This window comes from Micromonospora sp. DSM 45708, assembly GCF_039566955.1.
Classification (GTDB): domain Bacteria; phylum Actinomycetota; class Actinomycetes; order Mycobacteriales; family Micromonosporaceae; genus Micromonospora.
The window spans coordinates 2,849,418-2,862,458 of record NZ_CP154796.1; the positions used below are offsets into that span (position 1 = coordinate 2,849,418).

The window sequence follows — 13,041 nt, forward strand, 5'->3', positions numbered from 1 at the left end:
AGCCATGATCTTCAATAGCCCCTGATCAGGGTGAACATTGTCGCCAGTGGACGACGGCGGGTCCAGGATGTGAACATTGCCGCTCTGCGCAACTGGTGCACATAGATTCAGCGTGGACCGGCGGCCCCCCGGCCGGTCCCGCCGGCAGGCGTGGGCCGGGCGCGCTCCGGGTACGAGGGCGGCATGAACACGAGCACCACCGACCGCGCCGCCCCCACGGGCAAGATCGCGGTCGTGGCACACCGGAAGAAGACCTTCGGCGGCGGCCTCGACGAGCTGCGCGCCCGCCTCGTCGGCGCCGGCGTCGGGCGGCTGCTCTGGTACGAGGTGCCGAAGAGCCGCAAGGCGCCGAAGCGGGTCCGCGCGGCGCTCGACGAGGGCGCGGAGCTGGTGCTGGTCTGGGGCGGTGACGGCATGGTGCAGCGGTGTGCCGACACGCTGGCCGGCACCGGCGTGCCGATGGGCATCCTGCCCGCCGGCACCGCCAACCTCTTCGCCGTCAACCTCGGCATCCCCGCCGAGCTGCCCGAGGCGGTCCGGGTCGCGTTGCACGGCCGGCGTCGCCGGCTGGACCTCGGCCGGATCAACGGGGAGCACTTCGCGGTGATGGCCGGCGCCGGGTTCGACGGCGACCTGATCCGCGACGCGGACCGCCGGCTCAAGGGCCGGCTCGGCCGGGTCGCCTACGTCTGGACCGGGCTGCGGCACGTGCGCGGTGAGTGCGTGCGCACCCGCGTCCGGGTGGACGGCGCCGACTGGTTCGACGGCGAGGCGAGCTGCGTGCTGTTCGGCAACGTCGGCACCATCACCGGCGGCATCCCGGCCTTCGACGACGCCCGCCCCGACGACGGCGCGCTCGAGGTCGGCGTCGCCACCGCCAGCGGCGCCGTGGACTGGGCCCGCACGCTGGGCCGGATGGCCGCCGGACGCTCCGACGAGTCGCCGTTCGTGCGGATCACCCGGGGTCGGAAGATCACCGTGCGGTTCGCCGAGCCGAAGACGTACGAGCTGGACGGCGGTGCGCGGGGAACGGCGAAACGGCTGAAGGTCACGGTGGTGCCGGGCGGGCTGACGGTCTGCTGCCCGGAGCCGGCGGACTGACCCGGCCGTCCGCGCCGGCGACCGCGCCGGGCAGGATGCCGGCATGCGCGACGACGTACGCGACTACCTCGCCGACCTGGTCCGGTGCGCCCGCGACGTGTGCGGTGCCGACCTGACCGGCGCGTACGCGGCCGGTTCGGTCGGGCTCGACGCCTACCAGCCGGGACGCAGCGACGTGGACGTGGCGCTGCTGGTCGCCGGCCCGGTCCCGGCCGCCGCGAAGCGGGCGCTGGTGGACCGGCTGCGGCACGAGGCGCTGCCCTGCCCGGCGCGCGGCCTGGAACTGGTCGTCTACCGGCGGGACGTGGCCGCCTCCGGCACGCCCGAGCCGGGCTTCGAGATGGAGCTGAACACCGGCGCCGCGATGGCGTTCCGGGCCACGTTCGACCCGGCCGACCGGCCCGCGGCCGACGGTCGGTTCTGGTACGCGCTGGACCGCAGCATCCTGCGCCAGTCCGGCCTGGCCCTGCTCGGCGCGCCCGCCGCAGACGTCTTCGCCGATCCGTCCCCGGCGGCGCTGCGGGCGCTGCTGGTGGACGCGCTGCGCTGGTGGCTGGCGCGGCCCACGCCGCCCGGCGACGGGCCGGCGCCGGGCGCCGAGGACGCGGTGCTCGGGGCCTGCCGCGCGCTGGTGCGCCACCGCGACGGCATCTGGCTGGGCAAGGTCGACGCGGGCCTGCGGGTGGCCGCCACCGACCCGGACGCCGCGCTGATCCGCCGGGCGATCGCCGCCCGCCGGGGCGGTCCGCCGCCGTCCGGCCCCGCCGCCCGCGCGTTCCAACGTCGGGTCCTGGCCCACCTCACCACCGACGGAAACACCCGACGGTCATGAGGTTGGCGGCCTCCGCCGTCCGGATTGTCGCCGTCCACCTCATGATCGACCGGCCGGCCCGGCCGGGGGTGGGACGGGGCGGTGACTAGGGTGGGGTCGGGAGGTTGGTGATCATGGGCGAGTTCAGCGCGTCGGTCCGGGTCGGGTTGGAGGCGGCGGTGCCCGGCGGCGTGAGCACCCGGACCGTGGACCGGCTGCGGCTGGCCCACGACGCCTCGCACTACCTGCTGCACCCCGGCGCGGTGGCCACCCCGGCCGACGCCGGCCAGGTCGCCGCGCTGCTGGCGCACAGCCGCCGCACCGGTGTGCCGTTGACGTTCCGCTCGGGCGGCACCAGTCTCAGCGGCCAGGCGGTCACCGACCGGCTGCTGGTCGACGTCCGCCGGCACTTCCGCGACCTCGCCGTGCTCGACGACGGGCGGCGGGTGCGGGTGCAGCCGGGCGTGGTGCTGCGGCAGGTCAACGCGCGGCTCGCGCCGTACGGCCGCAAGCTCGGCCCGGACCCGGCCAGCGAGTCGGCCTGCACGGTCGGCGGCGTGGTCGCCAACAACTCCAGCGGCATGACCTGCGGCACCGAGGTCAACACCTACCGCACGCTGGAGTCGCTGGTGCTGGTGCTGCCCAGCGGCACCGTGCTGGACACCGGCGCCCCGGACGCCGACGCCCGGTTGCGCGCCACCGAGCCGGCGCTGCACGCCGGCCTGCTGCGGCTGCGCGACCGGGTCCGCGGCAACCCCGACTCGGTGCGCCGGGTCCACGCCCAGTACGCCATGAAGAACACCATGGGGTACGGCGTGAACGCCTTCCTCGACCACGACGACCCGGCCGACCTGCTCACCCGGCTGGTGGTGGGCAGCGAGGGCACGCTCGCGTTCGTCGCGTCGGCGACGTTCCGCACCGTACCCGTGCACCGGCACGCCGCGACCGGCCTGCTGGTCTTCGACTCCCTCGGCGCGGCGATGGCCGCCATGCCGGCGCTGGTGGCCGCCGGCCCGGCGGCGGTCGAGCTGCTCGACGCCGCCGCGCTGCGGGTGGCCCAGCGCGACCCGAAGGCGGACGCCGCGCTGCGCGGCCTGGCCGTGCGCGGGCACGCCGCGTTGCTGGTGGAGTGGCAGGAGTCCGCGCCGGACGCACTGGCCGACCGGGTCGCCGCCGCCGGGCCGGTGCTGGCCGGGCTGCCGCTGACCACGGCGGCCCGGCTCAGCGGCGAGCCCGCCGCCCGGGCCGCGCTGTGGCACATCCGCAAGGGGCTGTACGCGGCGGTGGCCGGCGCCCGCCCGTCCGGCACCACCGCGCTGCTGGAGGACATCGCCGTGCCGGTGACGGCGCTGGCCGACACCTGCGCCGCGCTGGCCGACCTGTTCGACCACCACCGCTACGCCGACAGCGTGATCTTCGGGCACGCCAAGGACGGCAACCTGCACTTCATGCTCAACGAGCGGTTCGCCGACGGCACGGCCCCGGCGCGCTACGCCGACTTCACCGAGGAACTGGTCGACCTGGTGCTCGGCCACGGCGGCACGCTCAAGGCCGAGCACGGCACCGGGCGGGTGATGGCCCCGTACGTGCGCCGCCAGTTCGGCGACGAGCTGTACGACGTGATGCGGGAGCTGAAGACGCTCTGCGACCCGGACGGGGTGCTCAATCCGGGCGTGCTGCTCAGCGACGACCCGGAGGTCCACCTGCGGCACCTGAAGACCGTGCCGACCGTGGAGGAGGAGGTGGACCGCTGCGTCGAGTGCGGCTACTGCGAGCCGGTCTGCCCCAGTCGCGACCTGACCACCACGCCCCGGCAGCGGATCGTGCTGCGCCGGGAGATCGCCGCCGCCGAGGCCGCCGGTGACCGGGCGCTGGCCCGGGAGCTGACCGACGCGTACGACTACGACGCGGTGCAGACCTGTGCGGTGGACGGCATGTGCGCCACCGCCTGCCCGGTGCTGATCAACACCGGCGACCTGGTCAAGCGGTTGCGCGCCGAGGACCACGGCCGGGCGGCGAAAGCCGGCTGGCGGGGCGCGGCCCGGCGCTGGGGCGCCACCACCCGGGGCATGGCCCGGGGCCTCGACCTGGCCGGCGCGCTGCCACCCGTGCTGCCCGAGGCGGCGACCCGGGCGGCCCGCGCCGTGCTGGGCGCCGAGCGGGTGCCGCAGTGGCAGCGGGACCTGCCGCGCGGCGGCGTGCCCCGCCGGCCCCGCCCGGCCGACGAGCCGGACGCGGTCTTCGTCCCGTCCTGCCTCGGCACGCTGTTCGCCCCCGCCGAGGGCGGCACCGGGGTGGCCGACGCGCTGCTCACGCTCGCCGACCGGGCCGGCGTACGCCTGCTCGTGCCGGACGGCGTCGGTGACCTGTGCTGCGGCACCCCGTGGTCGTCCAAGGGGCTGACCGGCGGCTGGCAGGCGGCACGGGACCGGGTGTCGCCGGTGCTGCGGGCGGCCAGTCGCGACGGCGCGCTGCCGGTGGTCAGCGACGCCGCCTCCTGCACCGAGGGCTTCGACCGGCTGCTCGCCGACGCCGGCGGGCTCCGCGTGGTCGACGCGGTGGAGTTCGCGGCCACCAGCCTGCTGCCGCGGCTGACCGTGCGCCGCCGGCTGGGCTCGCTGGCGCTGCACCCGACCTGCTCGTCGGTCCGGCTCGGTCTGGACGACGCGGTGCTGGCGGTGGCCCGGGCGGTCGCCGACGAGGTGGTGGTCCCGGAGGGCTGGCAGTGCTGCGGTTTCGCCGGCGACCGGGGCCTGCTGCACCCGGAGCTGACCGCGTCGGCCACCCGCGCCGAGGCCGCCGCCGTCGCGGCCCGGCCGTTCGACGGGTACGCCTCGGTGAACCGCACCTGCGAGATCGGCCTGGCGCGGGCCACCGGGCGGCCGTACCGGCACCTGCTGGAGCTGCTGGCCGACGCGACCGCCTGATCGGGCGGGGCTGCCGGTGCCGGCGATCGTGGCTAGGCTCGGGCGATGCACCGGTCCCGGCTCTACGCCCTGATCATCGACGCGCCCCAGGAGTCGGCCGGGGAGGTCACCGCGTTCTGGTCCGCCGCGCTCGGCGCGCAGGTGCGCACCGACCCGTCGGAGCCCGAGTTCACCGGCCTGGCCGACGTGGTGCCGGGCCTGGTCACCGCCGTGCAGGCGGTGGACGACGCGCCCCGGCACCACCTCGACATCGAAACCGACGACGTGCCCGCCGAGGTCGAGCGGTTACGCGGGCTGGGCGCCACGCCGGTGTCCCGCTGGCAGGACTGCCACGTGCTGCGCGCGCCCGGCGGTCACCTGGTCTGCGTCATCCCGGTGGCCAGCGACCCGGAGCTGTTCGAGTCCACCGCCACCCGCTGGCCGTGACGGCCGGCGCCCCGACCCGTCGACGGGCCGGGGCGCCGGCCCTCGGTCACCGGTAGGGCAGGGTGATCGTCGAGCGGTCGCCGGTGCCGACCGTGGTGGGGTTGTTGCCGATGGCGTTCCAGACCTCGACCTTCACCGTGCCGCCGGCCAGGTTGCCCAGCGTGCCGGTGGCCGAGGCCAGGCCCTGGGTCTGGCGGTAGCGCTCCCAGCCGACGATCGGGTCGGTGGCGAAGTACCGGTACGTCTCCACCCGGTCGAAGCTGCCGTTGCCGGTCAGGTCGTAGGAGACCCGGGCCTGGACGCCGTTGCCGACCGCGGTGCCCGCGTCGACGGCCAGGTCGAAAGCGGTGCTCCCGCCGGTGTACGTGCCGGTCAGCCCGGTGGCGGTGAACACCTGCGGGTTGGCCGGCGAGCCGTCGTGGTTGCCGTTGGCGGCGGCCACGGTGACCGTGCCGGCGGGGCCGGCGGTGCCGGTCAGCCCGCCGCCGGAGCGCAGGTAGCGGGTCGGGCTCAGCGGCGTCGGGGTGCTGGGGCTGGGGCTCGGGCCGGTCGGCGTCGGCGTCGGGCTGGCGCTGGTCGGCGTCGGGCTCGGGGTGGTCGGGGTGGGGGTGGGCGTCCCGGTCGGCGGGGGACCGGTCGGCACCGTCACGCCACCGGTGGCGCTGCCGCCGCTCCAGGTGTACGCCCCGGAGGTGGCGGTCTTCCCGGCCGGCACGGTGAGCCGGGTCCCGTCGGAGAACGTGACGGTCAGCGGCGCGGCGGTGATGTTCGACGCCACGTAGGTGCGCGCGGTGCCCTTGCGGAACACCTTGGCCAGCGGGTGGTTCGCGGTGACCGTGGTGTCCACCGTGCCGAGCGCGGCCAGGTTGCGGATCCAGTGGAACGTGTGCCCCTTGCTCTCCCCCTCCTCGCTGGCGAACGTGCTGTTGGCCCGGAAGTTGCGCAACGCCTCGTCACCGTCGCCGAGCGCCAGGAACTCCCAGATGATGTCCTGCCACACCGTCGGCGGGCCGTTCTTGTTGGCGAGCAGCTCGGCGTAGTTGGCCTTGACGTACTCGGGGTAGTCGCCGAGGTAGAGGTGACCGCCGGTGATCGGCAGCATGTTGATGCCCTGGATCATCTCCGGCGCCGAGGAGAACCAGGTGGAGTACGCCCCACCGTCGCCCCACACCATGCCGACGGTCTTGTGCCCGAAGCCGGCCGGGAAGTTCTCGTCGTGCACGTCGAACCAGTACTCGGAGATGGCCGCCGACTGGGTGGTCCACAGGTAGACGCCGGCGTCGCGGACGGCGGTGTTGCCGGTGGCCTGTCCCCACTGGATCAGGGCGTTGGCGAAGTTCATCCCCTCCGAGGAGGACTCCTGGTTGTTGCCGGCGAAGAACGGCGCCAGGCCGGAGGCCCAGTCGTGGCCGGCGTAGATGTCGAAGTCCCGCAGGTACGGGAAGCGCCCGTCGGCCCGGTCGTAGTTGTTGGCGTCGCGGATGAGCAGGTCGACCATGCCGCCGTAGCGGGTCTTGTCGGCCCAGCCGGGGTCGAACTTGGCCACCGTGGCCGCCGCGGCGACGAAGTAGCCGTAGTGGAAGTGGTGGTCGTTGAGGTCCTCGTCGGAGCCGTACGAGGCGGGGTAGCCGATCAGCGTGCCCCAGTTGCGGTCGTAGTAGAAGAGCTGGCCGGTCTCGCCGGAGCTCGCGGTGAGCCAGTTGGTGAGCCGGGTCTTCATGGCCGTCACGGCGGCGTCGCGGACCGTGGTGATCCCGAGCTGGTCGGCGATCTCGGCGATCCGGGCGGCCCGGCCGAGTCCCTTGCCGGCCCAGTAGGTGTCCGTGCCGCTGATCCCCTCCGGGTTGGCCAGCTCGGCGTTCAGGTAGTTGGTGATCGTGCTCAGGTCAGCGCCGGCGGCGTCGCCGACGGCCGGCACCTCGGGCAGCACGCCGGTGAAGCGCATGCCGGTGGTGAACGACGGCACGCCCGCGAGCACCCGCATGGCGCCGCGGGGCGAGACGTACGTCGGGGTGATCGGCGTGGCGCCGGTGAGGCTGCGCCACTGGTGCGGGTAGAGCGCCACCACCGTCTTCGTCTCGGTGCCCTCGCGGGGCGTGGTGGTGAACGCGTACGTGGTGCGTACCGAGCCGGTCGCCGCGTCGTAGGTGTAGCTCATCCGGGTGCCGGTGACGTGCGCGTGGGCGTACCGGCCGTAGGTGTCGGCCAGGGTGGCCTTGTCCGCGCCGCCGGGCAGCACCGCCACCGAGAAGTAGCCCTTGCCGGCCAGCGTGGAGCTGATGCCGGCGCCGTTGACGGTCCAGGTCGACCCGGTCGGCGCGTACGCGACGTAGTCGTGGCCGTTGACGGTGAAGCCGATGGTGGCGCCGGAGTTGCGCCACACGGTCGGCGTCGCGGCGGCGGTGAGCTGGGCGGCGGCGCCGCCGGTGACGGTGTAGTAGCTGAACGGCAGACCGTGGCCGATGGTGGCCCGCATGCTGCGGCTGCCGTCGCTCCAGTCGGCGGTGACGGTCCAGTCGGTCCAGTCGGCGGCCTTCACCACCGGCGCGGCCAGCCCGGCCACCCCGACCCGGACGTCCTCGCGGTACGGGTAGTGGTACTCGCCGACGCCGGTCGCGGTGCCGCTGATCGCCGGCGTGGTGGTGTAGGACAGCCCGAGCCCGTTGTTCTCGGCCTTGAACGCCAGCGGGTGAGCCTGGAGGTTCTCGCTGGTCCCGCAGTTGTTGCGCTTCCAGATCAGCGAGGACCACCAGTCGTTGGTGGGGATCGCGCCGGCCGGCGCGTCGGCGGTGGCGAAGATGCGGGGGTTGGTGCTGACCGTGCCGCAGCCCTTGGGCAGCGCGGCCCCGGGCGGCAGCGTCTCGGTGTAGCTGCCCGCGCCGACGGTGCCGGCGGTGGCGGTGCCGCCACCGCCGACCACGACGCCGAGCAGGCTGGCCGCCAGCAGGGACGCGGCGGCGAGGGCGATGGTCCGGCGGCGCCGGGATGTGGACGGGAGAGGGGCCGGCGGCGGTGTGGCGCCGGGGGAGACGTCCCGCAGGGGGAGTGTCATGGAGGTCCCCTTCAGAGGAGAAGGTGGTGTCCGGATGGTGGTCCGACCGTCGAGAGAGCGCTCTCTTGAGAAGCGAGATTAGGTTCCGGTTTCGCGTCCGTCAATATTCTGTTGCATCAGAGAGCGCTCTCCGAGCCGCGGCGCGGCCCTCCCACCCACCCCCTGACCAGCACCCACCCCCCGCCCCGGCCGCCCGCACCCCGCAACCCCGGCGATCAAGGAGTTCGCGTCGGGACCGGCGTCGGCCGACGACGCGAACTCCTTGATCGCCGGGGTGGAGTGCGGGTGGGTGGGGTGGGTGGGTGGGGTGGGTCAGGCGGCGGTGGCGACCACGGAGGGCTCGCCGGTCCTCGGGTCCGGGGTCGGGCGGTCGGTGGCGGTGGAGTCGGTCGGAGCGGCGGCGAGGGTGTCGCCGGGACGGGCCGTGCCGGTGGCGGTCGACCCGGTTCGGGTGGCGGTCGACCCGGTGGCGGACGGCGTGCGGGCGGCGCTCAGCCCCACCTGCGCGGTGTCCCAGGCGGCGCACGGCCAGGCGGCGCCAACGCAACTCGGGCTGGCGCACACCCGCTCCGCGTCCGGCTGGTGCGCGTCGGCCACCGCGGCGGACAGATCCCACAGCAGTGGGTCGGTCACCGCCGCCGGACGGGCGGCGGCGCGGTCGGTGCTGGATTCGGACATGGTCGATCCCCCCTGTGGTGAACGGCCCCCACCTGTTTCCGGAACCGACCACCGGCAAACCTGCGGATGATCGGGAAGGGGCATAGGCTGGCCGGCGTGGCGAGGTACTACGACCTGCATCCGGACAATCCCCAGCCCCGGGTGATCCGGCAGGTGGTGGATCTGCTCCGGTCCGACGGCGTGATCGTCTACCCGACCGACTCCTGCTACGCGCTCGGCTGCCGGCTCGGCAACCGGGCCGGCGTGGAACGGATCCGGGAGATCCGGCGGCTCGACGAGCGGCACCCGTTCACGCTGGTGTGCGCCGACTTCGCCCAGCTCGGCCAGTTCGTCAAGCTGAGCAACTCGGTCTTCCGGCAGGTCAAGTCCGTGATCCCGGGCAGCTACACGTTCCTGCTGCCGGCCACCTCCGAGGTGCCGCGCCGGTTGCAGGACCCGCGCCGGCGGGTGGTCGGCGCCCGCGTGCCGAAGCACGTCGTCACCCAGGCGCTCCTCGCCGAGCTGGGCGAGCCGCTGCTCTCCAGCACCCTGCTGCTCCCCGGTGAGGCGGAGCCGATGACCCAGGGCTGGGAGATCAAGGAACGGCTCGACCACCTGGTCGACGCCGTGGTCGACGCCGGGGACTGCGGCCTCGAACCCACCACCGTGGTCGACCTGTCCGGCCCGGAGCCGGAGATCCTGCGCCGGGGCGCCGGCGACCCCGCCCGCTTCGAGTAGGGATCGGCCCGTTCCGCCCCACCCGGCCCGCGACGTGCGGCACGGTGATGGCGGCGGACGGTGACGGGGGTACGGCGTGGACGCACTCGTGCTGATCGGGGTGCTCGGCGCCACCGTGCTCGTCGGCACCACCCTCGGGGGCCGCTACAGCGTCGCGCCGCCGGTGCTGCTGATCGCCATGGGCGCGTTGCTCGGCCTGCTGCCGCCGTTCAAGAACGTGGTCCTCGAACCCGAGGTGGTGCTGGTGCTGTTCCTCCCGGCGATCCTCTACCGGGAGAGCCTGGTGATCAGCCTGCGGGAGATCCGGGCGAACCTCGCGGTGATCGTGCTGCTGGCCGTCGCCCTGGTGATCATCACGATGGTCGCGGTCGCGTACGTCACCCAGGCCCTCGGGGTGGAACCGGCCGCGGCCTGGGTGCTCGGCGCGGTCCTGGCGCCCACCGACGCCGCCGCCGTCGCCGGCCTGGCCAAGCGGATGCCGCGGGGCATCCTCACCACCCTGCGCGCGGAGAGCCTGGTCAACGACGGTACGGCGCTGGTGCTCTTCGCGGTGGCGGTCGGCGTGATCGCGGGCGGGAAGGTACCCGGCGCGTTCTCGCTCACCGGGCAGTTCGTCGGCAAGTCGCTCGGTGGGGTGGCCGCCGGGCTGCTCGTCGGCGGGCTGGTCGTGCTGATCCGCAAACACGTCGACGACGCGATGCGCGAGGGCGGGCTGAGCATCATGACCCCGTTCGTCGCGTTCCTGCTCGCCGACGCGGTGCACGCCAGCGGCGTGCTCGCGGTGGTCGTCTCCGGCCTGCTGCTGTCGTGGGCGGGCCCCCGGGTGATCCGGGCCCGGTCCCGGGTCACCGCGTACGCGTTCTGGGACCTCTCCACCTTCATGGTCAACGGCAGTCTGTTCGTGCTGCTCGGCATGCAGGTGCCGCGCTCGCTGCGGAGCATCACCAGCCACTCGCCGCTGGCGTCGCTCGGCATCGCGGTGCTGGTGGCGCTCGTCGTCGTGGTCACCCGGCTGGCCTGGGTGCACCTGTCGGTCTCGGCGCTGCAACGCGTCGACCGGCGGGAGTCACAGCGGTCGCGGCACTTCGACGCCCGGATGCGTACCGCCGCGGGCTGGGCCGGGTTCCGGGGCGCGGTGTCGCTCGCCGCGGCGTTGGCCGTGCCGACGGCCACGCACGAGGGCGCGCCGGTACACGAACGCGATCTGATCATTTTCGTCACCGTGATGGTGATCGTGCTGATCATGGTGGTGCAGGGCACCACGCTGCCCGCCGTCGTCGGCTGGGCCGGCCTGACCGGGGACCGGGAGCGCGACGACGAGGTGCGGGTGGCCCGGATCCGGGCCACCGAGGCGGTGCTGGAGGCGCTGCCCCGGGTCGCCGCCGAGCTGGGCGCCACCCCGGACCTGGTGGACCGGCTCCGCGCCGGCTACCAGGACCACCTGGCGGACGTCCGGAGCCCGCGCAGCGAGGAGGCGGACCGGGAGCGGGAGGTGGCCCGCCGGCTCCAGCTCGAGATGTTGAACCGCAAGCGTCAGGAGGTGACCCGGCTGCGCAACACCAACCAGATCGACGAGGCGGTGCTGCGGGAACTCCAGGCAGCCACCGACATCGAGGAACTGCGGCTGCTCGGCCCCGAGCTGGAGGACTGAACCCCGGCGGTGACCCGGCGCGGCGGGGTGCCGCGCCGGGTCACCGGACGATCAGCCGGCCGTGCAGCTCGCGTTGCCGGCGGGGGCGGTGCCCGTCCCCTGGAACCCGAACTCGGTGCTGCCGCCGGCGCCGACCTGGCGGTTGTAGTCGACGTTGCGGAACGTCACCAGGCCGCTGGAGCCGCTGGCCTGCGCGCTCCACGCGTTGGTGACCGACGAGCCGGAGGGCAGCGTCACCGACACCGACCATCCGTTGAGCGGGCTGCCGCCGGCGGTGACCCGCACGGTGGTGACGAATCCGCCCTGCCACTGGTTGGTGGTCAGCGTCGCGGTGCAGGCGCCGGCCGGCGGGGGCGTCGACGGCGGAGTCGTCGTGGGCGGCGCGGTGGTGGGGGGCGTGGTCGTCGGCGGCGTCGTGGTCGGCGGCGCGCTGGTCGGCGGCGTGGTGCCACCGGCGTTCAGCGCGTTGAGCGTCGACGTGTACGCCGCCTTCTTGTTGCCGCTGCCGTCGAAGAGCAGCGGCGTGCCGCTGGCCCGCCACGAGTCGCTGTCGCGGATGCCCCACACGGTGATGCCGGTGCACCGCGCCACCGCCAGGCAGTCCTTCACCACGTTGCCGTACGTGGTGGCCTGGGTGCTGCCGGAGCCCTCGATGTCCAGCTCGGTGATCTGCACGTCGACGCCGAGGTCGGCGAAGTTCTGCAACGTGGTGCGGTAGTTGCCCGGGTAGGGCGAACCGTTGTTGAAGTGCGACTGGAAGCCGACGCAGTCGATCGGCACGCCCCGGGCCTTGAAGTCCTTGACCATGTTGTAGACGCCCTGCGTCTTGGCCCAGGTCCAGTTGTCGGTGTTGTAGTCGTTGTAGCAGAGCTTGGCGCCCGGGTCGGCGGCGCGGGCGGTGCGGAACGCCACCTCGATCCAGTCGTTGCCGGTGCGCTGGAGGTTGGAGTCGCGCCGGCCGCCGTTGCTGTCGTCGAACGCCTCGTTGACCACGTCCCAGGCGTAGATCTTGCCCTTGTAGTGCGTGGCGACCTGGGTGATGTGGTTGACCATGGCGTTGCGCAGCGCGGTGCCGGACAGGTTCTGCGCCCAGCCCGGCTGCTGTGAGTGCCAGGCCAGCGCGTGCCCGCGTACCCGCATGCCGTTGGCCTGGGCGTGGGCGACGATCCGGTCGGCGCTGGTGTAGTTGAACTGGTTCTGGGACGGCTCGGTGGCGTCCCACTTCATCTCGTTCTCGGGCGTGACCATGTTGAACTCGCGGTTCAGGATGCCGACGTACGTGCTGTCCGACAGCTTGTTCGCCGCCACCGCGGTGCCGAAGTAGCGGCCCTGTTCCGCCGCCGACGCGCCGAGCGTCGTGCCGGCGCTGGCGCTGGTCGCCACCGCGATCGTCGCGGCGACGGCCGCGGCCCCGGCGACGATCGACACCACCGCGGCACGCGGACGCGACCGGGCTGCCGCGCTCCCGCTGCCGCGGGCGAGCACCTTGTCCATCTGAAAGCCTCTCCTAGCATGGGCGAATGGGAAGTCCGCCTCGACCACCGCCCGTCACGGTGTCGGCTCGTGCGCGACCGCCCGGAGGCCGCGCGGGGTGGGGAGTGACTCCCCGCCACCGTGGGTTGATCGATGCGAATCTCTGCCAGGAGCCTACCGGAACCATTCCGAAAACTTAACGCCG

9 protein-coding genes are annotated in these 13,041 nt (G+C 74.0%); 6 read left to right on the forward strand and 3 right to left on the reverse strand.

Annotated features, from left to right (window positions below):
* Positions 1-183 precede the first annotated feature (183 nt).
* The 4 genes from VKK44_RS12550 (at position 184) to VKK44_RS12565 (ending at position 5,265) form a co-directional block, all read left to right on the forward strand.
* Positions 184-1,101 (forward strand): diacylglycerol/lipid kinase family protein, encoded by a 918-nt coding sequence (locus VKK44_RS12550; protein WP_343447107.1) that lies wholly within the window; start codon positions 184-186, stop codon positions 1,099-1,101.
* A gap of 43 nt (positions 1,102-1,144) precedes the next feature.
* Entirely contained in the window at positions 1,145-1,933 is a 789-nt protein-coding gene (locus VKK44_RS12555) for a nucleotidyltransferase domain-containing protein (RefSeq protein ID WP_343447108.1), read from the forward strand.
* A gap of 113 nt (positions 1,934-2,046) precedes the next feature.
* Entirely contained in the window at positions 2,047-4,839 is a 2,793-nt protein-coding gene (locus VKK44_RS12560) for an FAD-binding and (Fe-S)-binding domain-containing protein (RefSeq protein WP_343447110.1), read from the forward strand.
* A 45-nt stretch (positions 4,840-4,884) separates the two neighbouring features.
* Positions 4,885-5,265 (forward strand): VOC family protein, encoded by a 381-nt coding sequence (locus tag VKK44_RS12565; protein WP_343447111.1) that lies wholly within the window; start codon positions 4,885-4,887, stop codon positions 5,263-5,265.
* 46 nt (positions 5,266-5,311) lie between these two features.
* Here the strand turns inward: VKK44_RS12565 and VKK44_RS12570 are convergent, their stop codons facing one another.
* Complete coding sequence (locus tag VKK44_RS12570; RefSeq protein WP_343447112.1) at positions 5,312-8,317, reverse strand: glycosyl hydrolase; 3,006 nt, start codon at positions 8,315-8,317, stop codon at positions 5,312-5,314.
* A gap of 312 nt (positions 8,318-8,629) precedes the next feature.
* Positions 8,630-8,995 carry a hypothetical protein gene (locus VKK44_RS12575; RefSeq protein WP_343447113.1) on the reverse strand — a complete coding sequence of 122 codons (366 nt, stop codon included), beginning with the start codon at positions 8,993-8,995 and terminating at the stop codon, positions 8,630-8,632.
* Positions 8,996-9,091: 96 nt separating this feature from the next.
* On the opposite strand from VKK44_RS12575, the gene VKK44_RS12580 reads away from it, so the two are divergent.
* Together VKK44_RS12580 and VKK44_RS12585 are read left to right on the forward strand one after the other, a co-directional pair.
* Positions 9,092-9,712 (forward strand): L-threonylcarbamoyladenylate synthase, encoded by a 621-nt coding sequence (locus tag VKK44_RS12580; RefSeq protein ID WP_343447114.1) that lies wholly within the window; start codon positions 9,092-9,094, stop codon positions 9,710-9,712.
* 76 nt (positions 9,713-9,788) lie between these two features.
* Positions 9,789-11,363, forward strand: coding sequence for a Na+/H+ antiporter (locus tag VKK44_RS12585; RefSeq protein ID WP_343447115.1), 1,575 nt, complete (start codon positions 9,789-9,791; stop codon positions 11,361-11,363).
* 51 nt (positions 11,364-11,414) lie between these two features.
* Here the strand turns inward: VKK44_RS12585 and VKK44_RS12590 are convergent, their stop codons facing one another.
* Positions 11,415-12,857: an endo-1,4-beta-xylanase gene (locus VKK44_RS12590; RefSeq protein ID WP_343447116.1), complete on the reverse strand. Its 1,443-nt coding sequence runs from the start codon at positions 12,855-12,857 to the stop codon at positions 11,415-11,417.
* Positions 12,858-13,041: the final 184 nt, after the last annotated feature.